Here is a 23,303-nt window from a genome sequence, read left to right as displayed (position 1 = left end):
TGCCGGCTCACGACATCGTGTCGAGCTTGCGCTGCATGGCCGCTATCTGGTCCTTCAGCTGCTGCAGATCGTCGGATTTTTCGGGCGGCGCATCCTTCCTGGCCGGCTCCGCGGGAGCCGCGGCCGGCGCTGACCCAGCGGGCGGAAACGGTGTGAACAGCCGCATCGCGTTCTGGAACATTTCCATGTTGCGGCGTGTCTGCTCTTCCAGCGCCTTGATCGGCGTCGCAATCTTCATGACGTCCAGCGGCGACTTGCCGATCGCGCCCTTCATCTGCTCGCGAAACCGCTCCTGCTCCTTGGAGAAGGCGATCATCGACTGTTCGAGGAAGCTCGGCACGATCATCTGCATCTGGTCGCCGTAGAAGGCGATCAGCTGGCGCAGGAACGGGATCGGCAGCATGTTCTGCCCATCCTTGTTCTCCAGCTCGAAAATGATCTGGGTCAGCACCGGATGCGTGATGTCGTCACCGGTCTTGGCATCCTGGACGGTGAACTCCTCGCCCTTCTTGACCATTTCGGCCAGATCCTCGAGCGTCACATAGGTGCTCGTCCCCGTATTATAGAGGCGGCGATTGGCGTATTTCTTGATAATGATCGGATCGTCTTTTGCGGCCATCTGCATCCTCCCCGGACACCGGCACGCCTGAGTAAGCAGCCGGTAACGATTGCGCCCTTTTTGAGGATATGCGCAAAAGCCTCATAATTCCAAGCAGTTTGTGCAGTGCGGGATCACATAATGCTGCATAGCAGGCAAAATATGCTGCGCAGCAGCGGCCAGCCCGCCGGCACCGCGACGCGTGACCTGCTTGGCGTGCATGGGCGCCATGCCGATTTCCGGTTTGACTTGGGGTTGGGAAAGGGCAAGAAAAGTCCTCAACGACAGAACAACACCTTGAAGTCTGGAGAAGAAAATGCCCGATTCCATCGTCATTGCCAGCGCCGCGCGCACGGCCGTCGGCTCCTTCAACGGCGCTTTCGCCGCCACGCCAGCGCATGAACTCGGCGCCGTCGTCATCAAGGAACTTTTGTCGCGCGCCGGTGTCGAAGCCGCCGAGGTCGACGAGATCATCCTCGGCCAGGTGCTGACAGCGGCCCAGGGCCAGAACCCGGCCCGCCAGGCCTCGATCCTTGCCGGCTTGCCCAAGGAGACCACCGCCTGGGGCCTCAACCAGGTTTGTGGCTCGGGCCTGCGCGCCATCGCGCTCGGCATGCAGCAGATCGCCACCGGCGACGCCAAGGTGATCATCGCCGGCGGCCAGGAATCGATGTCGCTGTCGCCGCACGCCGAACATCTGCGCGCCGGCGTCAAGATGGGCGACTACAAGATGATCGATACCATGATCAAGGACGGCCTGTGGGACGCCTTCAATGGCTACCACATGGGCAACACCGCCGAGAACGTCGCCCGCCAGTTCCAGATCACCCGTGACGACCAGGACCAGTTCGCGCTGGCCTCGCAGAACAAGGCAGAGGCCGCGCAGAAGGCCGGCAAGTTCAAGGACGAGATCGTCGCCTTCACCATCAAGGGCAGGAAGGGCGACACCATTGTCGACCAGGACGAATACATCCGTCATGGTGCGACGCTGGATGCGATGACCAAGCTGAAGCCGGCCTTCGACAAGGACGGCACGGTGACCGCCGCCAACGCTTCCGGCATCAATGATGGTGCCGCCGGCGCGCTGCTGATGAGCGAAGCGGAAGCCGCAAGGCGCGGCATCACCCCGCTGGCGCGAATCGCGTCCTGGGCAACCGCCGGCGTCGATCCGGCGATCATGGGCACCGGACCGATCCCGGCCTCGCGCAAGGCTCTGGAAAAGGCCGGCTGGTCGGTCAGCGATCTCGACCTGGTCGAGGCCAACGAGGCTTTTGCGGCACAGGCCTGCGCCGTCAACAAGGGCATGGGCTGGGATCCGTCGATCGTCAACGTCAATGGCGGCGCCATCGCCATCGGCCACCCGATCGGCGCCTCGGGCGCCCGCGTCTTCAACACGCTGGTCTACGAGATGCGCCGCCGCGGCGCCAAGAAGGGCCTCGCAACCCTGTGCATCGGCGGCGGCATGGGCGTCGCCCTCTGCGTGGAAGCGCTCTGAAAAAGAAGTGAATAGTGAATAGGGAGTAGCGAATAGGGAAGAATGGCTTCAGTGCGGCGGGACATCAAATCCCTACTCACTATTGGCTACTCCCTACTCGCTCATCCGACCAAAGGGAGGACATATGACCAAGGTTGCAATCGTCACGGGCGGATCGCGCGGCATCGGCGCGGCGATCTCGATCGCTTTGAAAACCGCCGGCTATTCGGTCGCCGCGAACTATGCCGGCAACGACGAGGCGGCGGCGAAATTCAAGGCCGAGACCGGCATTCCGGTCTACAAATGGTCGGTCGCCGACTATGACGCTTGCGCCGCCGGCATCAGTCGGGTCGAGGCCGACCTCGGCCCGGTCGCGGTGCTGGTCAACAATGCCGGCATCACCCGCGATGCCATGTTCCACAAGATCACCCGCGACCAGTGGAAAGAGGTCATCGACACCAATCTGTCCGGTGTTTTCAACATGACGCATCCACTGTGGAACGGCATGCGCGAGCGCAAGTTCGGCCGCGTCATCACCATCTCCTCGATCAACGGCCAGAAGGGCCAGGCCGGCCAGGTCAATTATTCCGCCGCCAAGGCTGGCGACATCGGCTTCAGCAAGGCTCTCGCTCAAGAGGGCGCGCGCGCGGGTATCACCGTCAATGTCATCTGCCCCGGCTACATCGCCACCGAAATGGTCAAGGCGATCGACGAGAAGGTGCTCAACGAGCGCATCCTGCCGCAGATCCCGGTCGGCCGCCTCGGCGAGCCGGAAGAGATCGCGCGCTGCGTCGTCTTCCTCGCTTCGGAGGATGCCGGCTTCATCACCGGCTCGACCATCACTGCCAATGGTGGCCAATACTTCGCCTGAGACGTCTAACGGCGGCGCATATCTTGTGACAAACGGACCGGGAAACCGGACCGTTTGCAATTGATGCCCAGGAGCCAAAATGCCCCCGCTGCGGCGCAATGCCCCAATCCGGCACGCAAAGGTTAATGGCGGCAGCGCCGCCTGTGCGAACCCTGTGGGCAAGCCTGGGGATTGTCGGTGGATAAGCTGTTCACAGCACAAGATATTGAGGGAACAAAACGGGAAAATACCGATGGCGCTGCTTTGTCGCCGATTCGTTCCGGCTTTGAGCGGAAGTTAACGTTAATGGCCCGGAATCCGCTGCAATCGCTTAACGCCCAGTTCAGAAAGATTAACAATTTCATAATCTTGAGCGATGGGCGCCGGGGCGCCGCCCTCGTTGCCCGGCAAAGGTTAAGGGCAGAGATCGCCTAGCATAAAATGGGCCAATTCGACGATTCAGCATGTGGTGAGACTCATGGTCACAAAATCCATTAGTAGCCGTGAACAAAAGCTGAATCTTGGCGAGTCACCGATTCGTCGCTGATTCGTTCCAGACTCGTTCCATCAGTTAAGCAGCAGCCAATTTAGCGCTGGACATAGAGGCCTTCGAGCCGCCAACGGAACATTCCGCTTTCGCTTCGCGCCCGAAATCCCTATGTGTCGCCTGTCATACGCGCCAGTTGAGGCACGCTCCCGACAACCAGAGGCCTGAAAGCCCATATTTCCGAGCCGATGAACATCCAGCCCAAACACACCGAGCCGCTGATCCTGTCGGGCCGCGACGTGACCGCCGTGCTTGGGCCGACCAACACCGGCAAGACCCATCTCGCCATCGAGCGCATGGTGGCGCACGAAACCGGTGTCATCGGCCTGCCGCTCAGGCTGCTGGCGCGGGAAGTCTATAGCCGCGTCTGCGAAAAGGTCGGCGCCCACAAGGTCGCGCTGATCACCGGCGAAGAGAAGATCCAGCCGCCGGGCGCCAAATATTCGGTCTGCACCGTCGAAGCCATGCCGCGCGAGACGGATGCCGCCTTCGTCGCCATCGACGAGGTGCAACTCGCCGGCGACCTCGAGCGCGGCCACATCTTCACCGACCGTATCCTGCATCTGCGTGGCCGCCAGGAAACGCTTTTGCTGGGCGCCGCCACCATGCACGGCATCCTGCAGCGCCTGCTGAAGGGCGTCTCGGTGGTGACCCGGCCGCGGCTATCGCATCTGGCCTATGCCGGTTCGAAGAAGCTGACCCGCCTGCCACGCCGCACCGCGATCGTCGCCTTCTCTGCCGACGAGGTCTACGCCATCGCCGAGCTGATCCGTCGCCAGCAGGGCGGTGCCGCCGTCGTGCTTGGCGCGCTCTCACCGCGCACCCGCAACGCCCAGGTGGCGCTGTTCCAGTCCGGCGATGTCGACTATCTCGTCGCCACCGACGCCATCGGCATGGGTCTCAACCTCGATCTCGACCATGTCGCCTTCGCCCAGAACCGCAAATTCGACGGCTACCAGTACCGCAATCTGACGGCGGCCGAGCTTGGCCAGATCGCCGGCCGCGCTGGCCGGCATCTGCGCGACGGCACCTTCGGCGTCACCGGCCAGGTCGATCCGCTCGACGAAGAGCTGGTCAAGAAGATCGAGAGCCATGACTTCGAGCCGGTGAAGGTGCTGCAGTGGCGCACCGCGCATTTCGACTTCGCCAGCCTCGATGCGCTGAAGCGCTCGATCGAGACCAACGCGCCGGTCGAGGGCCTGACGCGCGCGCTGCCGGCGGTCGACGCACAGGCGCTCGAATATCTCTCCCGCGACGGCGATATCCGCGCGCTTGCCACCGATGCCACGCGCGTGGCGCTGCTGTGGGAAGCCTGCGCTCTCCCCGACTACAGGAAGATTGCGCCGGCCCAGCACGCCGACCTCATCGCCTCGATCTACATGGACCTCGCCCGCCACGGCCATGTCGACGAAAACTATATGGCCGAACAGGTGCGCCGCGCCGACACCACCGAGGGCGACATCGACACGCTGTCGCACCGCATCGCCCAGATCCGCACCTGGACATTCGTGTCGAACCGGCCCGGCTGGCTGGCCGATCAGGCACACTGGCAGGAAAAGACGCGCGAAATCGAAGACAGATTGTCGGATGCGCTGCATGAGCGGTTGACGAAACGCTTCGTAGACCGCAGGACTTCCGTCCTCATGCGGCGCCTTAGAGAAAATACCATGCCTGAAGCCGAAATCAGTCCTACCGGAACCGTCCTTGTCGAAGGCCACCATGTCGGCGAGTTGCAAGGGTTCCGCTTCACCGCCGACCAGACCGCCGGCGGCGAAGACGCCAAGGCCGTGCGCACCGCCGCGCAAAAGGCGCTGGCCGCCGAATTCGAGGCGCGCGCCGAACGTTTTGGTGCCTGCGCCAATGGCGACCTGGCACTTGGCTCGGACGGCACGCTGCGCTGGATCGGCGCGCCGATCGGCACGCTGGTTTCCGGCGAGGACGCGCTGAAGCCGCGCCTGGTGCTGCTGGCCGACGAACAGCTGACCGGCCCGGCGCGCGACAAGGTCGCCGCGCGCGCCGAACGCTTCGTCAATTTCCAGATCGAATCCCTGTTGAAGCCGCTGGTCGACCTGAAAAATGCCGATCAGATTTCCGGCATCGGCCGTGGCATCGCCTTCCAGCTGGTCGAGAATTTCGGCCTCATCAACCGCCGCGATATCGCCGAGGAGATGAAGTCGCTCGACCAGGAAGGCCGCGCGGCACTGCGCCGGCTTGGCGTGCGCTTTGGCGCCTACCACGTCTTCGTGCCGGCGCTGATCAAGCCGGCCCCCGCCGGGCTGGTGACCTTGCTGTGGGCGCTGAAGAACGACGGCAAGGACAAGCCGGGTTTCGGCGACGTGGTCCATGCGCTGGCGTCGGGCCGCACCTCGGTGGTCATCGATCCGGCCTTCGACAAGGCCTTCTACAAGCTTGCCGGCTACCGCAATCTCGGCCGCCGCGCGGTGCGCATCGACATATTGGAACGGCTGGCAGACCTCATCCGTCCGGCGACCAACTGGAAGCCTGGCCTCGGCCAGCGTCCGGACGGCGCCTATGACGGCCAGTCCTTCATGGTGACGCCGCCGATGATGTCGATCCTCGGCGCCACCGCAGACGACATGGAAGAAATCTTGAAAGGCCTGGGCTACCGCGCCGAGCCGAAGCCGGCGGCGGAAGTCAAGGCGCGGCTGGAAGCGCAGGACAATGCCGCGCGGGAAGCCGCCGCGGCCAAGCTCGCAGCAGAAGAGGCTGCACGCGCCGAGCAGGCCAAGGCAGCCGAAGCCGCCGCAACAGATGCGACCGCCGAAGCGGCGGTCGAAGGTTCGGAGCCGGCTGTCGCCGAGACCGCGCTCGAAACTCCTGCCGAAGCCGTCGCGGAATCCGTCGCAGAGCCGGTCGCGGAAGAGCAATCGGAAACTCCGGTCGAAGCAACCGAAGAGTCCGCTACGGAGGTTGCTGCAGTCGAGGCGGTCGCTGAACCTGCTGCCGAGCCCGAGGCGGAAGCCATTGCTGACGTCAGTGTCGCTGAAAGCGCCAACGCCCTTACCTCCCCCTCGATGGGGGAGGTCGCGGCGCGAAGCGACGCGGGTGGGGATGATGGCGCCAACGATTCAGGCAGCGCTGACGGTACCGCCGCTCCCCCCACCCCGGCGCTGCGCGCCGACCCTCCCCACGAGGGGGAGGGTGAAGTGGCCGAAGCGCCCAAGCCGATCTTGCTGTGGCGCCAGGGCCGTTTCGAACAGCGCCCCCGCCATCAGGAAGGTCGCAACAGCCGCCAGCGCAACGGACAAGCGCGCGGCCGAAACAATGCACCCGCCGATGCCGCCGGTGCACCGGCCACGGCTGCTCCCGGAGAACGTCCCGCCCATGAGGGGCGTCGCGATGGCGCCGGCAAGCCGCGCTTCGACCGTTCGAAGTTCAAGCCCAAGCCGCAGGGTGAAGGCGAACAGCGGCGTGATGCCCGCCCGCAAGGCGAGCGTCCCGACCGCCGCGAAGGCCGTCCCGACTGGAAGGGTGGCCGGCCCGAGGGCAAGGGTGGTCCCGATCGCGGCAAGGGGGGCGCAAAGCCGGCCTTCCAGCCGAAGCCGCGCGAGGAACGCCCAGTGCGCTTCGATCCGGACTCGCCCTTCGCCAAGCTCGCCGCCTTGCGCGACCAACTGAAGAAGTAGGCTCGGAGCATGATCCCGAAAAGTGGGACCCGGTTTTCTCGGACAAACGGAAACCGTTTGTCCAGAGATCATGCTCCAACAGTGAGATAACTCGTGGTGATGGTTGCTGAAGGCCGCCAGCGCATCGACAAATGGCTGTTCTTCTCGCGCGCGGTGAAATCGCGCTCGCTGGCGGCGAAGCTGGTTGTCGCCGGACGCGTGCGCATCAATCGCGACAAAGCAGCGCAGGCCTCCGATCTGGTCAAGCCGGGCGACGTGCTGACCATCACTCTGGACCGGCGCATCTTCGTCTGGAAGGTGCTCGGGGCCGGTGTCCGGCGCGGCCCGGCGGAGGAAGCCCGCACCCTCTATGAGGACATGTCGCCACCGCCCACTCCGAAGGGCGAGGCGCTTCCGGATGCTATCCCGGCGCTACGCGAGGCCGGCAGCGGCCGCCCGACCAAAAGAGAACGCCGGCAGACCGATCGCTTGATTGGCGAAGAGTGAGGACTTGGCGGCCAGATCGCGGGCCGCGATCTCAGGCCAACCACAGACGCTGGACAGAACGGAACCCGGCAAACAAGATGCTCTGCGGGACATCACATGCCCCTGCCTCGCCTGCTGTCTGGAATTCCATTTCGGAAACGCCGAAGCCGCCGGGCATGGCAACCCTTGCAAGCGACGGGCAAAGGCGTTACCTCACGGAAAAAGCCCAAGAAAACTGGCCCATTATGCTGGGACATCCCGGAGCCGACCGATGACCTATGTCGTGACCGACAATTGCATCAAGTGCAAATATATGGACTGCATCGAGGTCTGTCCGGTTGACTGTTTCTACGAAGGCGAGAACATGCTCGTCATCCACCCCGACGAGTGCATCGACTGTGGCGTCTGCGAGCCCGAATGCCCGGCTGACGCGATCAAGCCCGACACCGAGCCTGGTCTCGACAAATGGCTGCAGATCAACACCGAATATGCCGACAAATGGCCCAACATCACCGCCAAGAAGGAGCCACCGGCAGACGCCAAGACCTTCGACGGCGAGGCCGGCAAGTTCGAGAAATACTTCTCCGCCGAGCCCGGCGAAGGCGATTGACAAGTCGGCCGTAAAGGCTTGTATGACGTTGCGTAACAGGCACGTTGGATTAACCGCCTTGACAGGCGGCGATTGGTTGTGGCCTTCGCTTATGCAGCAAAACCTTGATTCTTCCGACTTTTTGTGTTACATCAGCCAAACATGCCGGTGACACAACGTCGATTTATGGCGCAGACGCCCCAAATCACTGAAAGGTGAAGATCCCACTCCGGACCAGAGCGATCTGGGCCAGGCGGTCGCAATTCGTGCGGTTTGCCGGTCCCGGCCTTTCCGGTGGGTTCATCTGTTGTGCGGCTAACGATCGGTTTCCCCGGTCGCACGAGTTCAGCCGGCACCGCCGCCGGCCCACAACAAGGAGTTCAGGGCGTAATGGCAACGATCACCCCGCAGAAGAAGTCCACTGGTGCGCGTCATGGTTTCAAGACCGGCGAGTACATTGTCTATCCGGCGCATGGCGTCGGCCAGATCGTGTCGATCGACGAGCAGGAAGTGGCTGGTCACAAGCTGGAACTGTTCGTCATCGACTTCCAGAAGGACAAGATGCGCCTGAAGGTGCCGGTCGCCAAGGCGACCTCCATCGGCATGCGCAAGCTGTCGGAAGAGGATTATGTCGAGCGCGCGCTGAAGGTCGTGCAGGGCCGCGCCCGCGTCAAGCGCACCATGTGGTCGCGCCGCGCCCAGGAATATGATGCCAAGATCAATTCCGGCGACCTGATCTCGATCTCGGAAGTCGTGCGTGATCTCTACCGCGCCGACAACCAGCCGGAGCAGTCCTATTCCGAGCGTCAGCTCTATGAAGCGGCCCTCGACCGCATGGCCCGCGAGATCGCGGCCGTCAACCGCATGTCGGAAACCGAAGCCGTGCGCCTGATCGAGGTCAACCTCAACAAGGGCCCTAAGCGTGGCGCCAAGGCCGACAATGAGGAAGCCGAGCAGGAAGAAGCTGCCTGAGCTCTTGAGCCTTTAAGTTCACGAAAAACCCGGCCTCGCGCCGGGTTTTTTGTTTTTACCCTCCCCCTTTGTGGGGAGGGTCGCTGCGCAGCAGCGGGGGTGGGGGCAGCGCCGCCCCCCACCCGGACCTTCGGTCCGACCTCCCCACAAGGGGGAGGTAGAGGGCTCAGCCGCCGCCTTCCTTCTCCGCTTCCTGCTTCAGCGTCGCGATGAAGCGTTTGGTCCGTTCACGCTCCGGATTGCCGAACAGCACGGCGGACGGCCCCTTTTCGACGATGACGCCGGCATCGAGGAACACCGCTTCCTGCGCAATCTTGGAGGCAAGCCGCAGGTCGTGCGTCGCCATCACCATGGTCGTGCCCTCGCTGGCGAGCTTGCCGAGCACGTCGACCACCTCTTGCGCCAGTTCCGGATCGAGCGCCGAGGTTGGTTCGTCGCACAGCAGCACTTTCGGCGACGGCGCCAGCGCCCGGGCAATCGCCACGCGCTGCTGCTGACCGCCCGACAGCGTCGCCGGCCAAGCATCGGCCTTGTGCGCCATCCCGACCTTTTCCAGCAAGGCCAGCGCCCGCTCTCGGGCTCTCTCAGGCGACCACTTCAGCACCGTCACCAGTCCCTCCATCACATTCTCGATCGCAGTGCGATGCGGGAACAGCTGAAAATTCTGGAACACCATGCCGGTCTGCAGGCGCAGCCGCCTGATATCGGCGGCCGGCACCTTGACGCCCGGGCGGAACGCGAGCGTCTCGTCGCCGATGCGCACCGTGCCCGATGTCGGGATCTCCAGCAGGTTGATGCAGCGCAGGAGCGTGCTTTTGCCGCCGCCGGAGGGGCCGACAAGGGCTGTGACGCTGCCTTCGGCAATGACGACGGTCACGCCTTTCAGCACGAGATTGTCGCCGAAACGCTTCTCGATGTTGGTGAGGCCGATCATGAGCGTGCCTCCAGGAAGCCGCCATAGCGGTTGAGCCGGGTTTCCAGCCGCGTCTGCAAGGCCGACAGCACCGAGCTCAGCGCCAGATAGAGGATCGCCGCCTCGACATAGAGGATTAGCGGCTCATAGGTGGTGGCGACGATGCGTTGCGCCGCCTGGAACATTTCCGGCACGGTGATGGCGGCGGCGAGCGACGTGTCCTTGACCAGCGAGATGAAGGTGTTGGAGAGCGGCGGCACCGCGACCCGCCCAGCTTGCGGCAGGATGGTGCGCCGCATCGCCTGGCTCCAGGTCATGCCGATCGAATAGGCGGCCTCCCACTGGCCTTTCGGCACGGAGCCGATGGCCGCGCGGATGATCTCCGACGTGTAGGCGCCGATGTTCAGCGTGAAGCCGATCAACGCTGCCGTGAAGGCGTCGAGCAGGATGCCGGCCGACGGCAGACCGTAGAAGATCAGGAACAGCTGCACCAAAAGCGGCGTGCCGCGGAAGATCCAGACATAGAAGCGCACGAGCATGACCAGCGGCTTCGGCCCGAACAGCCGGCCAAGCGCCGCACCGAGGCCAACGGTCAAGCCAAGGACGAAGGACAACAGCGTCAACGGCACGGTGAAGATCAGGGCGGCCCAGAGCAGCGAAGGCAGCGACTCGAGCATCAGTTGCAGCCAGTGCGGCACGAAAGACCCTCCGGGATAGTCGAGGTGGCTTCATCGAAGCGCGAATGCGTCAGCCATATCACGACAAAAGCGGCGAGCCGTCAAAAGACGCTCGCCGCTGAGTGCTTTGTGGGACCGGGGCCGGCCCCACTCAAAAAGTTACTTCGAAACGTCCTGGCCGAAATAAGTGTCGGCAATCTTCTTGTAGGTGCCGTCGGCCTTGATGTCGGCCAGCGCCTTGTTGATGGCGGCGACCAGTTCCGGATCGCCCTTGCGCACGATGACGCCGGAATAGTCGGCGTTTTCCTCTTGCGCGGCGATCTTCACATTGGCGTCGGGCTTGTGTTTCTTGAAGTCGAGGAACGACAGGCTGTCGTTGATGGTGGCGTCGGCGCGGCCGGTGAGCAGCAGCTGGATCGACTGATCGAAGCCGTCGGTGCCGACCAGTTCGGCGCCGTTCGTCTCGGCCAGTTTGCCGAAATTGGAGGTCAGCGACTGCGCCGACTTCTTGCCCTTGAGGTCGGCGAAGGTCTTGATGTCGGTGTTGTCGCCGCGCACGATCAGCACCGCCTTGGAGGCGATGTAGGGATCGGAGAAATCGTACTTTGCCTTGCGCGCGTCGGTGATGCCGACTTCGTTGATGACGGCGTCATAACGACTGACGTCGAGACCGGCGATCAGCCCGTCCCACTTGCCCTCGAGGAACTCGACCTTGACGCCGAGCTTGTTGCCGATCGCCTTGGCGATCTCGACGTCAAAGCCGACCAGGGCGCCGGAAGCGTCATGATAGGTGAAGGGTGCGTAGGTGCCCTCCGTGCCGACCTTGAAGGTGCCGGCCTGCTTGATCTGGTCGAGATTGGCGCCAGCGTGGCCAGCGGTGACCGCCAGGGCCTGCAGCGTTCCGGCGACGATAAGCGACTTGAGCCATTTCATTTTTTTGTGATCCCGTCCTTGGCCTGATGTCAGGCTTGTTGTGAGGACTGGAAAATGACAGATGCCGGTCGAAAGAATAAGGAACCAGATTTCAAAAACAAAGAAGTCCAGAAACCAAATTCTCTAAAAGCGATTTTTCGCAACATTCGAAAGCTCCCGGCAACCGCATCGAAATCGCCCGGACGGCATCGCTCGCCTGCCCGCGCCAGCGGAACCTTTCTCACGCATGGCAGTTTTGGCTGTTCTAGGGCGCGACGCCGCGATTTCAACCGGTGCCCTGCCAGTTCGTAATGTCGGTTATATCGCCTGAGCCAGGGGAGCGCCTCATGATGGAAGACACAGCAGGACGGATCATGGTCCGCGCGGCAATGAAGGCTCCCTACCTCGAACGCGATGAGGAACATCGGCTGGCCTTGCTCTGGAAGGAAGACAACGACCAGAACGCGTTGCACTGCATCACCGTCGCCCATATGCGGCTGGTCATTTCCATGGCCTCCAAATTCCGTCACTACGGCTTGCCGCTTGGCGACCTGATCCAGGAAGGTCATGTCGGCCTGTTGGAAGCCGCCGCCCGCTTCGAGCCCGAGCGCGAAGTGCGGTTTTCGACCTATGCGACATGGTGGATCCGCGCCTCTATGCAGGACTACATCCTGCGCAACTGGTCGATCGTACGTGGCGGAACGAGTTCCGCGCAGAAAGCCCTGTTCTTCAACCTGCGACGCCTGCGTGCGCGGCTGGCGAACGGCGCGGAGCCGCTCTCCAACACGACGCTCTACCGAGAGGTGTCGGTTGCGCTTGGCGTCTCCGAGGCCGATGTGGCGATGATGGATTCACGGCTGTCGGCGCCCGACTCCTCCCTGAACGCGCCGCTCGCCGATGATGCGGGCGCCACCGAGCGGATGGATTTCCTGGTTTCGGACGAACCCCTGCCCGACGAGATCGTCGGCGACAAGATCGATGTCGCGCGTCGTTCGCTTTGGCTGAAAGCGGCTCTCGCCGCCCTCAATGCCCGGGAGCTTCGCATCATCGAGGAACGTCGGCTGACCGACGAGGGCGCCACGCTCGAAGCCCTCGGCGAAACGCTGGGCATTTCCAAGGAACGCGTCCGCCAGATCGAGGCGCGCGCCATGGAAAAGCTCAAGGTCGCGCTGGTGAAACAGAACCCGGAATTTCTGGCGACAGCCGCTTGACGCTAATACAGAGATTCGAGATTTAAAATATAGGATTTATCTTAAATAACATATGTTACCAGCGTGGGGATTCTATTCTTTTTAAACCTGCGAATTGTGATTTCTCTAACAGATCCAGGCATGGCAAAAAGCCTCTCTAGGCTACCGGACCAGAACGAAGGTGGGTTTTGCCATGCTGAAACGCTACGCGTTCCTCGCTGCCTTAATCCTCATGAGCCTCTCGGCGTTCGAGGCTCGCGCCGATCGAAGGGTTGCGCTCGTGATCGGCAATTCGCAGTACCGTGAAATCCCGACGCTCAAGAATCCGGACAAGGACGCTGAGGACGTTTCGAACACGTTCCGGCAGGCCGGCTTCGACGTGTTCGTCGCAAAGGACGTGACCAAGCTCCAATTCGAAGAGAAGTTCCGCAACTATCTGGCCGCCGCCGACGGCGCCGATCTCGCCGTCGTCTATTATTCCGGCCACGGCTTTCAGATCGGCGGCGAGAATTTCCTGATCCCGGTCGACGCGTCGTTGAAGGATGCGGCCGACATGGAGGTCCAGACAATCAGGCTTAACGACGTGCTGCAGCAATTGCGCACGAAGTCGAAAATCCAGATGATCATTCTCGATGCCTGCCGCAACGATCCGTTCCCGCGCAAGGACTACTGGCTGCGCGACCAATTGATCGTCTCCGGCGGCACCGGGCTCGCGCAGGTAACAGGCTCGCAGAATGAGCTGATTGCCTTTGCCACCGAGCCCGGCGCTGTCGCTTATGACGGGTCCGGCGATCTCAGCCCCTTCTCATCGGCCTTTTCCCGCCGCGCGCTGGCGCCGAACCAGGAAATCCGCGCCGTCATGGCCGCCGTGCGCCGCGATGTGGTCAAAGCGACCAATGGCAGGCAGGTTCCGTGGGAGAATTCCTCGCTGATCGACGATGTCGTGCTGATGCGCGCGGCGGCGCTGCCGGCGTCCGACGCCCAGCAAAACCAGCAGGTGGCGGAGCGCGGAATCCAGGCCGCAGCCGCCGAAGCCATCGAAAATCGCGACATCAGCGTCCCGGTCGGCGTCGGTCCGGTTGCGCTGAAGCTGGATTTTCCGACCAGGGATGTCTCGACCAGCCTCAAACTCGCTGGCTATCCGGCAGTTGGAACGCTGTCCTTGCCGGATCGCGTCCTGTCGCCGCAGTCGAGCCTGATAGCCGCTGAAGTCGACCAATTGCGCTACGAGCCGCAGATCGGCTCGACGGCTCCCGTCGAGATTGACTTTCAGATCCGCGCCGGCGACGCGTCGAAACGGGCGACGATGAAGCTGTCGCCGAGCGTCGACCCCTGCGACCAGGCAGCCGGCGAGCCGCTCGACCTGCAAGGCGTCGTCCCCGGCCGGTTATCGAACGAGATCGCAGACGGCGCGGTCGAAGCCTGCGAGGCGGCCGTGAAAGCCTATCCCGATGTCGCCCGCTTCCGTTACGAACTCGGGCGGGCGCTGCTGGCCGCCGGCAACATCGACGAGGCCAGGAAGGCCATCCACGAAGCGTCCGACAAGGGACACGTCCGCGCCGTCTACGAACTCGGCTACCTCGCCTCCTCGGGAATAGGCACGCCGGTGGATGCCACGCAAGCGAATGGTCTCTATTCGCAGGCATCCGACAGGGGCGACCCCTACGCCATGAGCGCGTGGGGCCGCGCCCTGTTCAATGGCGTTGGCGTGCAGCGCGATACCGGCAAAGGGCTTGACCTCATGCTCACGGCAGCAGCGATGGGGCATATCAGCGCCATGAATGATCTTGCGATGATCTTCAAAGACGGCCGCAATGGCGTGCCCGCCGATCCGGCCCGTGCCTTGGCTTTCCTCAAGGCTGGCATTGAACGGCAAGAGGCTTATTCGATGGGCATTCTCGGTCTTTCGCCCAGGCCAAGCACGCTGACAGTCGCGGCATGCACGCCCAAGGTGGTGACGAAAATCATCACGAAGATAAAGGTGATCCGTACACCTGTGCCAAAAGCGCCGCCGCCGAAGATCGGCAAGCCAAAGGCCCCGATAGTGCCAGGCGAAACCGGACCAGCGCCCTGGCGTGGCGGCAATGGCGGCGACCACTCTGACCACAGCACCGGCGGCGGCAACAGTGCCGGCTGACGACAGCGACGCCATGGCCGCACAGGCAGTGTCGAAACTGACTATTCCGCAGCCGCCTGAACGCCGATACCGACTTACTTGTCGGTGACGATCTTGACCTTGTCGCCGGCCGAAACCGCGGCCCCCGGAGACAGCGCATTGAGCACACGGAACAGGTCGAGCTTACGATCGACGCCGACCATCTGCGCGGCGAGCGAGCCCATGGTCTGGCCCGGCTGCACGGTGAGCACGCGGATATGCAGCGGCTTCAAGGCCGCCTTTTCAGCAGGACTGAGGATACGGAACGACCCGCTGACCGAGCGCGCCACCGTTTCCAGCGAGGTGCTGGCCGACGGTGCCGCAGTCAGCAGCCGGTAGACCTGGCCGCCGGCCCGGATCACCGCGATGTCGAACTGCCAGCCTTCGGCACCGGCATGCGCGGTCGCGGCCTCATTGCCGTTGATGGTTTCCTGCTTGACGGTGCTGTCGTCGAGACCGGCCACCCAGCCGCTTCTGATATAGTCCGTCAGGGCGCGATTCTTGTCTATCGAAACGCCGTCGAAGCGGATCGCGATGTCGCCCGGCCCGGTCGCCGTCACCGCTGCCGCCGAATTGTCGATGATGAAACCATCCGGCACCGTGAAGGACACGCCGAGGCCCGGATGCAGGAAGGTCTCGCCGCGCACATAGCCTTCCTCCGGCGTGTCGCCATAGAGCAGGCCGTCTATGCCGGCGAGGAAGGAATCGCGGTCGCGCGTGCCGACGCCGGGGGCGCCGAACTGGCGGGCATGGCGTTGCGCCAGATCGATGCGCTGCGGCGTGTTGGGATGCGTGGCCAGGAAGTCGAGGCTGGCGTCGGTGGCGCCGCTGATCGAGCGGAAATCGGTATAGGCCGACATCGACTGCAGGAAGCGGCCCGCGGCGTAGGGATCGTAGCCGGCTTCGCCGATCGACTTGATGCCGATGGCGTCGGCTTCCAGCTCCTGGTTGCGCGAGAACTGCGCCAGCCGAAGCTTGCCGCGGATCAGCGCCGCCTTGGCGGTCGGGCTGTCGCCGAGCACATCCGAGACGACCTTGGTCGCCAAACCTTCCTCGGCCTCCAGCTGCTGACGCTGCAGGCCGTGACTGGCGGTGACATGGCCCATCTCATGCGCGATGACGGCGGCGAGTTCGGACGAATCGTTGGCGAGCGCCAAAAGGCCGCGCGTGATGTAGAGATAGCCGCCCGGCAGCGCGAAGGCGTTGACGTTGGGCGAATTCAGGATGGTGATGCGATAGGTCTGGGTCGGGTTCGCCGACACCACGGTCAGATTGCCGACCACCTTGGCAACCATTCGCTCGAGCTTGGGATCGGAATACTCACCGCCGTAGGTGGCCAGGATGCGCGGATGCTGCGCCTTGGCGAGTTCCGCGAGCTTGTTGTTTGCGCCGACATTGTCGACCGTGATCGGCCTGTCGGACGGCTGGAAGCCGGACTCCTGGACTTCCGGAGGCGTGAACATCTGGCAGCTTGCCAGCGCCACGGCAAAGCCGGCCAGCGCCAGAAAGCGCGCCAGCGGATTCATTCGTAGCTTGTCGACGCCGATCGCCAGAACGGCTTCCTTTCAGGTCCCGGCGCATGACCACGAAAATCGGGGGCGATCCTCGGAACCCGTCATGCGCTAAAAACAAACTTCTACAGCATCCGTCGCGCGTCCCTCGGGGCGTGCGGCGGATGCTGTAGGCAAATCACGGCTTGTGCCGACCAGTAGGGCGGACCTAGCCACACTACGTCTGCCATGGCAAGCAAGCGCCCCATCGCCTGAGGCCGGTTTGACCGTAAATTATGTCGGCTTCCGGGCAATATCTCGTGATACCGCATTCCCGGCACTTTCACCGACATAGCGCCGGAACGCCTCCGGACCAGCCCCGGCAAAGAAATCGTCCGCGCTGCCGACGGCGGCGACTGTGCCATTGTCCAGAAACACCACATTCTGGCCGATTCGGTGGGCATCCTGGGGCTGATGCGTGACGAACAGCACTGTCATGCCACGTTCGGCATGCAAGCCGGCAACCAGATCGAGCATGTCGTCGCGCAAGGCCGGCCCCAGCGAAGCAAAAGGTTCGTCGAGCAGAAGCACCGGGCGATCGCGCACCAGCACGCGCGCCAAGGCAACACGCTGCCGTTCGCCGCCGGAAAGTTCGCGCGGCAAGCGTTTTTCCTTGCCGCCAAGGCCCGTGCGTTCCAACGCCTCGGCGATGGCGGCCTGATCGGCCTCGGTTAGCCGTAGCGATGGCGAGCGGCCGAGCCCGACATTCTGCTCGACGGAAAGATGGGCAAAAAGATTGTTTTCCTGGAACACCATCGACACCGGCCGTGCGGCCGGTGGCACGGCGGCGACATCCGTCCCGCCGATCAGCACGCGGCCGGACTGCGGCGTCTCGAAGCCGGCGACGAGGTTGAGCAGCGTCGACTTTCCCGAGCCGCTCGGCCCCATAATGGCGGTGATTTCCGCCGCGGCGAACGCGACATCGAAGGCGATCGGCGCCTCGCCATAGCTGAACGAGACCTTGTCCAGCCGTACCGGAACGCCCTTCCTGTCCACCGCCCCGTCAGACATTGCGGACCTTTTCCCTTCCCAGCCAATCCGCAGCCAGCACCAAAGCGAGGCAGACCAGGCCAAGCAACAGCGCCAGTCCAGCGGCGTCCTCTGTGCGGTAGCTGCCCATGCGCGCCAGGAGAAGGTAGGGCAAGGTCTGCACGGAATCACTGCCGAACAGCGCGATGACACCGAGATCGCCGAGCGACAGCGCCATGGCGAAAGCAAAAGCGGTGGCGAGCGGACGCCGCAATGACGGCCAGTCGACCAGACGCAACCTGGCCCAGCCGGAAATGCCAAGCTGTGCGCAGAGCCGTTCGTGACGCTCGCTCGCCGCATCATAGGCGGGGCGGACGGCACGCAGTGCAAAGGGCATCGCCATCACCGCGTTGACCGTGACGACCATGACCGGCGCAATGGCAAAGACGTCGCCGGCATGGCGCAGCAGGAGGAACCAGCCGGCGCCGATGACGATGGGCGGCACGACCAAGACAAAGCTGGCGCCGGTGTCGGTGGTATGTTCGAGCAGTGTTTTTGGACCGGCGCGGCGGTTCAGCGCCAGCGCCCGGCGTGCCATGGTCAGGGCCAGCGACAACATCACCGCGAGCAGCGCCGACAGGAAGGCAAGCACGGCACTGGTGAGCGTCGCTTGCCGGACAGTCGCCTCGCCGGCAAGCCGGCCGAGATCGGCGCCCAAGCCCGCCATTACGGTCGCGGCCATCGGCCCGACAACGAACAGCAGCGCCAGCACGATGAGAACGGCGTTCAGCGTGGTTTCTGTCCCGTTGACGGAGAGATAGCGGCGCGGCGCAACCGGCAGGTTGGTGTCGCCGACGACATTGGCGCCAAGCCGCGTCAGCACCAGCACCACGACGAAGGTCAGGGCGATCTGCAGCATCGTCAGGGCGACAGCCCGCGCCGGATCGAAATCGAAGCGCAGCGCCTGGTAAATGCCGACCTCCAGCGTCGTCGCGGCCGGCCCACCGCCAAGCGTCAAAACGATGGTGAAGGACGTGATGCAGAGCATGAAGACCAGCCCGGCGACGCCCGGCAGAGCGGCGCGCAGCGTCGGCCATTCGATCAGCCGGAACGCCGACAGCGCCCCCATGCCGAGCTGGTTCGCCAGCCGCCACTGGTCGGCGGGAATGGTCCGCAGCGCCTCGAGAAACAGCCGCGTCGCCAACGGCAAATTGAAGAAGACATGGGCGACGAGAATACCGGACAGGCCGTAAATGCCCGGCCAACCCTGGCCGCCAATCGCGCTGAACACGCCGGCGAAATAGCCGGCGCGGCCATAAAGCGCCAGGATGCCGAGCGCCGCGACGATCGCCGGCAGCGCCAGCGGCACAGCGAAGAGCTGCAGGATGAAGGCGCGGCCGAAAAAGCGCGGATGCCGCGACAAGGCACGCGCCACGAACAGCGCTGGTATGACCGAAAGCAGTGTCGAAAGGATTGCCTGCCAGAGCGTGAAGCGCACGACACGCAGCAGATAGGGATCGAAGGCCGCCCAGGCGCCCGAAAGGTCATGGGCGCCTTCGACAAGCAGCCCGGCAAACGCGCCGCCGATCAGCAGCGTGATGGCGGCGAGCGCGATGATGCCGGCGCTGATGCGGGGGTCAGCGCGTTGCACGCTCGACCACCCGTCTCCGCCCCGCGGCACTTATAGAGGGTTGCGTTCCTTGGCGCCCCCCTCTGTCCTGCCGGACATCTCCCCCACGAGGGGGGAGATTGGCTGTTTCAGCGCCTCGCTCACATCTGCAGCGTTGGCGATTGGCGAAATCACCGATGACATTCGATCTCCCCCCTTGTGGGGGAGATGTCCGGCAGGACAGAGGGGGGCGCCGTAGAGCACTCATCTTCGATCGGTTTGCCTCAAACCTACTTGCTCATCACCGCCAACCATTCATCCACCCAGGCCTTGCGGTTGGCGGCGACCTCTTCGGGGCTGAACAGCAAGGTCTTGGTCGGCTTGACCAGCTTGTCGAAGGCGGGGTTGAGCGGCTTGTCGGTCTTGCCGGCCGGGAACATCCAGTTGGTCTCGGGGATGGCATCCTGGAATTTCGGTCCGGTCATGAAGGCGATGAATTTTGCCGCCAGCGGGTTCTTGGCGCCGGTCGTGGTGATGCCAGCGACCTCGATCTGCAGATACTCGCCTTCCTCGAAGGAAGCCGCCTGGTAGCGCTCGGTGTTCTCCGCGACCATGTGGTAGGCCGGCGACGTGGTGTAGGACAGCACCATCGGCGCCTCGCCTTTGGTGAACAGGCCATAGGCCTCGCTCCAGCCCGGCGTCACGGTCAGCACCTTGGCCTTGAGCTTGGCCCAGGCCTCCGGCGCCTTGTCGCCATAGACCGACTTCACCCACAACAGCAGGCCGAGGCCCGGCGTCGAAGTGCGCGGATCCTGGATGACGATCTTGTCGTCGGCACTGCCCTCGACCAATTCCTTGAGGCTCTTGGGCGGGCTCTTCAGCTTTTCGGTGTCATAGACGACAGCGAAGTAGCCGTAGTCGAACGGAACAAAAGTGTCGTCGCTCCAGCCACCCGGCACGTTGATATCGGACACCGCGCCATGTGGAGCAAACAACCCGCTAGCCTTGGCATCGGCGGTGAGATTGGTGTCGAGGCCGAGCACGATATCGGCCTTGGTCGACGCGCCTTCGAGCTTGACGCGGTTGAGCAGCGCCACGCCATCGGCGACCGAGACGAACTCGACATCGCAGCCGCAGTCGGCCTCGAATGCCTTCTTCACCACCGGGCCAGGACCCCAGTCGGCGGTGAAGCTCTCATAAGTGTAGACGGTGAGCTTGTCCTTGGCCAAGGCCGGCCCGGACAGCGCCACGACCATGGCTGAAACAAGAGCGTATAAAAGCGTGCGCATCGGCGCCTCCTTCGTTCGAATTGAAAGGAATTGAGGCGTCGGACTGTCCGAAACGTCTAATCCCTCCGCCGGTACAAACCGGATCAGGTTCAGCGGGTTGGCGAGATTGCCTCTCAGCCGGTCCGCGAAGATCGCGTCCGGCACCCCGTTAGAGCGTTTCGAGACATAAGCCCGGCCGAGGAACCGCGCAAGTGGCAGTTTGCCGGCCTTCCGTTTCCGCTGCCGGGCTGGTACAGGCCACCAGATATGAGCACATTCACCATCCTGCTTGGCGGCGATCTCATCCGCACGCCCCGGCTCGACCGCCAGGTCGAAGGCTCGCGCGTCATCGCCGCCGATGCCGGCATCGGCCATGCCCGGCTGCTCGGCCTTGTGCCCGAACTGTGGGTGGGCGATTTCGATTCGGTTCCGGCCGATCTGCCCGCCGACCTTGCCGCAGTGCCCCGCCAGACCTTCCCGGCGGAGAAGGACAAGACCGACGGCGAACTGGCGATCGCGGCAGCCCTCGAGCGCGGCGCGACCCGGCTGGTGTTGGCAGGCGCCTTCGGCGGCAAGCGTGCCGACCACGCTTTCCTGCATCTGGCGCTCGGCCTGCGCCTGGCCGAGGCCGGAACGGACGTGCTGCTGACCAGCGGCGCCCAGGAAGGTATCCCTCTGCTGTTGGGAACGGCCGGCTTCGACTATGCAGACGGCACGCTGTTTTCGATCCTCGGCTTTTCCGAACTTGCCGGCCTGACCGTCACTGGCGCGAAATGGCCGCTGAGCCAGGTCGAGGTGGCCTTCGGTTCGTCCTTGACCATCTCCAACGAGGTCAAGTTCGACAAGACCGGGGGTCGCCTCGAAATCGCACTCGGCCACGGCCGCGCACTGCTGCTCGCGCATCCGTATCCACTACCTGAAAGCTGACATGGCCCCGCCCCTTCTCAACCTCGACGGGATAAAATTGACCTTTGGCGGCACGCCGCTGCTCGATGGCGCCGCTTTGACGGCTTCGGCCGGCGACAAGATCGCCCTGGTCGGCCGCAACGGATCCGGCAAGTCGACGCTGCTCAAGATCGCCGCCGGCCTGATCGAACCGCAAGACGGCGAGGTCTTCCGTCAGCCTTCGGCGACCGTCCGCTATCTGCCGCAAATGCCCGACATGGAAGGTTTCGCCACCGTGCGCGCCTATGTCGAGGCGGGTCTCGGGCCTGCTGACGATCCCTACCGCGCCAGCTATCTGATGGAGCATCTCGGCCTGTCGGGCGAAGAGCGGCCGGGCGATCTCTCCGGCGGCGAGGCCAGGCGCGCCGCGCTTGCCCGCGTCATGGCGCCGGAGCCCGACATTCTCCTGCTCGATGAGCCGACTAACCATCTTGACCTATCGGTCATCGAATGGCTCGAAGAAGAGCTCGTGCGCACCTCTTCGGCGCTCATCGTCATCTCGCACGACCGCCGCTTCCTCGAACGCGTGTCGCGCGCCACCGTCTGGCTCGACCGTGGCCAGACCCGCAGGCTGGACAAGGGTTTTGGCCATTTCGAGGAATGGCGCGACCTGGTTCTGGAAGAGGAAGAGCGTGAGCAGCACAAGCTCGGCCGCCAGATCGTGCGCGAGGAGCACTGGCTGCGGTATGGCGTGACGGCGCGGCGCAAGCGCAACATGCGCCGGTTGGGCGAATTGCAGACCATGCGCCAGCGCTTCCGCGGCCATCGCGGCGCCGAAGGTAACGCGACCATGGTGGCGAGCGACGCCGCCGAATCCGGCAAGCTGGTGATCGAAGCCAAAAACATCGAGAAGAGCTTTGGCGACCTCACCGTGGTCAAAGGCTTCTCGACCCGCATCCAGCGCGGCGACCGCGTCGGCCTGGTCGGCCCAAACGGCGCCGGCAAGACCACGCTTTTGAAGATGCTGACCGGCGAATTGGCGCCGGACGCCGGTTCGATCAGGCTTGGCACCAATCTGGAAATCGCCACGCTCGACCAGAAGCGCGAGGCGGTCGATCCGCAGGAGACACTGGCGCAATACCTCACCGACGGGCGCGGCGAAAACCTCGTCATCAATGGCGAGCAGCGCCATGTCGTCTCCTACATGAAGGATTTCCTGTTCAAGCCGGAGCAGGCGCGCACGCCGGTGCGCGAACTGTCCGGCGGCGAGCGGGCACGGCTGATCCTGGCGCGCGTGCTGGCGCGGCCGGCGAACCTTCTGGTACTCGATGAGCCGACCAACGATCTCGACATGGAGACGCTGGAACTGCTGCAGGAACTGGTTGCCGGCTTCGCCGGCACCGTCATCCTGGTCAGCCACGATCGCGATTTCCTCGACCGCACCGTCACCAGCCTAATCGCGCCGGATGGCGACGGGCGTTGGATCGAATATGCCGGCGGCTATTCCGACATGCTGGCGCAACGCGGCGGCACCAGGCTCGACGACCGCAAGGCGCGCGCCAAGGCCGAAGCCGGCGATACGCCGGCCCTGGCCAAGAGCGAACCGGCAGCCCCCAAAGGCCCGGCGAAAAAACTGTCGTTCAAGCAGAAATTCGCTTTGGAATCCTTGCCGAAGAAGATCGAGGCGGTGACCGCGTCGATCTCGCGGCTGGAGAACAACATCGCCGACCCGGCCTATTACGAGCGCGATCCCGCCTCCTTCCAGAAGACCATCGCCGCCCTCGACAAGGAGCGCGCGACGCTGGCGGCGCTCGAGGAAGAGTGGCTGGAGTTGGAGATGTTGCGCGAGGAGATGGAGGGGTGAGGAGCGTTCGGCCGTAGGCCGATCAATCGACAACGATTTGTCGATTAAAGCGACGAACGGTGAAAGCCCGGTTCGCCTTCGGGCGAATCGAAAGGTCCAGTGGACCTTTCGAAGGGATTGAACGCCCGAAGGGCTGGGAGCCATAGCGGAGGGCCGGGCGCCTCACGCA

General features: G+C 63.8%; 20 protein-coding genes and 1 riboswitch. Of the genes, 11 read left to right on the top strand and 9 right to left on the bottom strand.

Annotation, left to right across the window (positions count from 1 at the left end; genetic code table 11):
* Nucleotides 1-7: 7 nt before the first annotated feature.
* Nucleotides 8-619: a polyhydroxyalkanoate synthesis repressor PhaR gene (phaR, locus tag CKW40_RS17735; RefSeq protein ID WP_095201387.1), complete on the bottom strand. Its 612-nt coding sequence runs from the start codon at nt 617-619 to the stop codon at nt 8-10.
* Nucleotides 620-700: 81 nt separating this feature from the next.
* Nucleotides 701-934 (bottom strand): hypothetical protein, encoded by a 234-nt coding sequence (locus CKW40_RS42985; protein ID WP_143748320.1) that lies wholly within the window; start codon nt 932-934, stop codon nt 701-703.
* On the opposite strand from CKW40_RS42985, the gene CKW40_RS17730 reads away from it, so the two are divergent.
* From CKW40_RS17730 to CKW40_RS17700, 7 genes are all read left to right on the top strand, one after another.
* Nucleotides 915-2,093, top strand: a complete 1,179-nt coding sequence (locus tag CKW40_RS17730) for an acetyl-CoA C-acetyltransferase (RefSeq protein WP_095201187.1) — start codon at nt 915-917, stop codon at nt 2,091-2,093. The two genes, CKW40_RS42985 and CKW40_RS17730, sit on opposite strands and share 20 nt — an antisense overlap.
* A 124-nt stretch (nt 2,094-2,217) precedes the next feature.
* A complete protein-coding gene (phbB, locus tag CKW40_RS17725; protein ID WP_095201186.1) occupies nt 2,218-2,943 on the top strand; it encodes an acetoacetyl-CoA reductase in 726 nt (241 codons plus the stop codon).
* A gap of 177 nt (nt 2,944-3,120) precedes the next feature.
* Nucleotides 3,121-3,357: a hypothetical protein gene (locus CKW40_RS17720; protein ID WP_095201185.1), complete on the top strand. Its 237-nt coding sequence runs from the start codon at nt 3,121-3,123 to the stop codon at nt 3,355-3,357.
* A 300-nt stretch (nt 3,358-3,657) separates the two neighbouring features.
* Nucleotides 3,658-7,116 carry a helicase-related protein gene (locus CKW40_RS17715; protein ID WP_095201184.1) on the top strand — a complete coding sequence of 1,153 codons (3,459 nt, stop codon included), beginning with the start codon at nt 3,658-3,660 and terminating at the stop codon, nt 7,114-7,116.
* A 99-nt stretch (nt 7,117-7,215) separates the two neighbouring features.
* Nucleotides 7,216-7,602, top strand: a complete 387-nt coding sequence (locus CKW40_RS17710; protein ID WP_095201386.1) for an RNA-binding S4 domain-containing protein — start codon at nt 7,216-7,218, stop codon at nt 7,600-7,602.
* 250 nt (nt 7,603-7,852) lie between these two features.
* Entirely contained in the window at nt 7,853-8,191 is a 339-nt protein-coding gene (gene fdxA / locus CKW40_RS17705; protein ID WP_095201183.1) for a ferredoxin FdxA, read from the top strand.
* A 369-nt stretch (nt 8,192-8,560) separates the two neighbouring features.
* Nucleotides 8,561-9,142 carry a CarD family transcriptional regulator gene (locus CKW40_RS17700; protein ID WP_010911999.1) on the top strand — a complete coding sequence of 194 codons (582 nt, stop codon included), beginning with the start codon at nt 8,561-8,563 and terminating at the stop codon, nt 9,140-9,142.
* A 166-nt stretch (nt 9,143-9,308) separates the two neighbouring features.
* Here CKW40_RS17700 and CKW40_RS17695 read toward each other — a convergent pair whose 3' ends face one another.
* The 3 genes from CKW40_RS17695 to CKW40_RS17685 form a co-directional block, all read right to left on the bottom strand.
* Complete coding sequence (locus tag CKW40_RS17695; protein ID WP_095201182.1) at nt 9,309-10,076, bottom strand: amino acid ABC transporter ATP-binding protein; 768 nt, start codon at nt 10,074-10,076, stop codon at nt 9,309-9,311.
* Entirely contained in the window at nt 10,073-10,753 is a 681-nt protein-coding gene (locus tag CKW40_RS17690) for an amino acid ABC transporter permease (protein WP_095201181.1), read from the bottom strand. The genes CKW40_RS17695 and CKW40_RS17690 overlap by 4 nt, the downstream gene beginning before the upstream one ends.
* A 138-nt stretch (nt 10,754-10,891) precedes the next feature.
* A complete protein-coding gene (locus CKW40_RS17685; protein WP_095201180.1) occupies nt 10,892-11,665 on the bottom strand; it encodes an amino acid ABC transporter substrate-binding protein in 774 nt (257 codons plus the stop codon).
* Nucleotides 11,666-11,991: 326 nt separating this feature from the next.
* Here CKW40_RS17685 and CKW40_RS17680 point away from each other — a divergent pair, with 326 nt between their 5' ends.
* Both CKW40_RS17680 and CKW40_RS17675 read left to right on the top strand, forming a co-directional pair.
* A complete protein-coding gene (locus CKW40_RS17680) occupies nt 11,992-12,855 on the top strand; it encodes an RNA polymerase factor sigma-32 (protein ID WP_095201179.1) in 864 nt (287 codons plus the stop codon).
* A gap of 172 nt (nt 12,856-13,027) precedes the next feature.
* A complete protein-coding gene (locus CKW40_RS17675; RefSeq protein WP_095201178.1) occupies nt 13,028-14,971 on the top strand; it encodes a caspase family protein in 1,944 nt (647 codons plus the stop codon).
* Nucleotides 14,972-15,045: 74 nt separating this feature from the next.
* On the opposite strand, the gene CKW40_RS17670 is transcribed toward CKW40_RS17675, so the two are convergent.
* The 4 genes from CKW40_RS17670 to thiB all read right to left on the bottom strand — a co-directional run bounded on the left by CKW40_RS17670 (nt 15,046) and on the right by thiB (nt 20,406).
* Nucleotides 15,046-16,515, bottom strand: a complete 1,470-nt coding sequence (locus CKW40_RS17670) for a M48 family metalloprotease (protein WP_095201177.1) — start codon at nt 16,513-16,515, stop codon at nt 15,046-15,048.
* A 258-nt stretch (nt 16,516-16,773) separates the two neighbouring features.
* Nucleotides 16,774-17,550: a thiamine ABC transporter ATP-binding protein gene (gene thiQ, locus CKW40_RS17665; RefSeq protein WP_095201176.1), complete on the bottom strand. Its 777-nt coding sequence runs from the start codon at nt 17,548-17,550 to the stop codon at nt 16,774-16,776.
* The gene (thiP, locus tag CKW40_RS17660; RefSeq protein WP_095201175.1) at nt 17,543-19,159 is read right to left on the bottom strand and encodes a thiamine/thiamine pyrophosphate ABC transporter permease; all 1,617 of its coding nucleotides are present in this window, start codon (nt 19,157-19,159) and stop codon (nt 17,543-17,545) included. Before thiP ends, thiQ begins: the two co-directional genes overlap by 8 nt.
* 248 nt (nt 19,160-19,407) lie before the next feature.
* A complete protein-coding gene (thiB, locus tag CKW40_RS17650) occupies nt 19,408-20,406 on the bottom strand; it encodes a thiamine ABC transporter substrate binding subunit (RefSeq protein WP_095201173.1) in 999 nt (332 codons plus the stop codon).
* 43 nt (nt 20,407-20,449) lie between these two features.
* Nucleotides 20,450-20,564, bottom strand: a riboswitch (TPP riboswitch).
* An 88-nt stretch (nt 20,565-20,652) separates the two neighbouring features.
* Between thiB and CKW40_RS17645 the strand changes: the two genes are divergently transcribed.
* Together CKW40_RS17645 and CKW40_RS17640 are read left to right on the top strand one after the other, a co-directional pair.
* Entirely contained in the window at nt 20,653-21,312 is a 660-nt protein-coding gene (locus CKW40_RS17645) for a thiamine diphosphokinase (protein ID WP_095201172.1), read from the top strand.
* A gap of 1 nt (nt 21,313) precedes the next feature.
* The gene (locus CKW40_RS17640) at nt 21,314-23,134 is read left to right on the top strand and encodes an ABC-F family ATP-binding cassette domain-containing protein (RefSeq protein WP_095201171.1); all 1,821 of its coding nucleotides are present in this window, start codon (nt 21,314-21,316) and stop codon (nt 23,132-23,134) included.
* Nucleotides 23,135-23,303 lie beyond the last annotated feature (169 nt).

The organism is Mesorhizobium carmichaelinearum, assembly GCF_900199455.1.
Lineage (GTDB): Bacteria > Pseudomonadota > Alphaproteobacteria > Rhizobiales > Rhizobiaceae > Mesorhizobium > Mesorhizobium carmichaelinearum.
Note: the sequence above shows the minus strand (reverse complement) of the source record. Positions and strands in the feature narration are given on the sequence as shown.

Excerpts from the sequence above, each read along its gene's own strand:
- CKW40_RS17730 (WP_095201187.1), top strand. The coding sequence starts at position 915 with ATGCCCGATTCCATCGTCATTGCCAGCGCCGCGCGCACGGCCGTCGGC.
- thiB (WP_095201173.1), bottom strand. The coding sequence starts at position 20,406 with ATGCGCACGCTTTTATACGCTCTTGTTTCAGCCATGGTCGTGGCGCTG.
- phaR (WP_095201387.1), bottom strand. The coding sequence starts at position 619 with ATGGCCGCAAAAGACGATCCGATCATTATCAAGAAATACGCCAATCGC.
- CKW40_RS17700 (WP_010911999.1), top strand. The coding sequence starts at position 8,561 with ATGGCAACGATCACCCCGCAGAAGAAGTCCACTGGTGCGCGTCATGGT.
- CKW40_RS17675 (WP_095201178.1), top strand. The coding sequence starts at position 13,028 with ATGCTGAAACGCTACGCGTTCCTCGCTGCCTTAATCCTCATGAGCCTC.
- phbB (WP_095201186.1), top strand. The coding sequence starts at position 2,218 with ATGACCAAGGTTGCAATCGTCACGGGCGGATCGCGCGGCATCGGCGCG.
- CKW40_RS17695 (WP_095201182.1), bottom strand. The coding sequence starts at position 10,076 with ATGATCGGCCTCACCAACATCGAGAAGCGTTTCGGCGACAATCTCGTG.
- fdxA (WP_095201183.1), top strand. The coding sequence starts at position 7,853 with ATGACCTATGTCGTGACCGACAATTGCATCAAGTGCAAATATATGGAC.
- CKW40_RS17710 (WP_095201386.1), top strand. The coding sequence starts at position 7,216 with ATGGTTGCTGAAGGCCGCCAGCGCATCGACAAATGGCTGTTCTTCTCG.
- CKW40_RS17640 (WP_095201171.1), top strand. The coding sequence starts at position 21,314 with ATGGCCCCGCCCCTTCTCAACCTCGACGGGATAAAATTGACCTTTGGC.
- CKW40_RS17680 (WP_095201179.1), top strand. The coding sequence starts at position 11,992 with ATGATGGAAGACACAGCAGGACGGATCATGGTCCGCGCGGCAATGAAG.
- CKW40_RS17715 (WP_095201184.1), top strand. The coding sequence starts at position 3,658 with ATGAACATCCAGCCCAAACACACCGAGCCGCTGATCCTGTCGGGCCGC.
- CKW40_RS42985 (WP_143748320.1), bottom strand. The coding sequence starts at position 934 with ATGACGATGGAATCGGGCATTTTCTTCTCCAGACTTCAAGGTGTTGTT.
- thiQ (WP_095201176.1), bottom strand. The coding sequence starts at position 17,550 with ATGTCTGACGGGGCGGTGGACAGGAAGGGCGTTCCGGTACGGCTGGAC.
- CKW40_RS17645 (WP_095201172.1), top strand. The coding sequence starts at position 20,653 with ATGAGCACATTCACCATCCTGCTTGGCGGCGATCTCATCCGCACGCCC.
- CKW40_RS17685 (WP_095201180.1), bottom strand. The coding sequence starts at position 11,665 with ATGAAATGGCTCAAGTCGCTTATCGTCGCCGGAACGCTGCAGGCCCTG.
- CKW40_RS17670 (WP_095201177.1), bottom strand. The coding sequence starts at position 16,515 with ATGAATCCGCTGGCGCGCTTTCTGGCGCTGGCCGGCTTTGCCGTGGCG.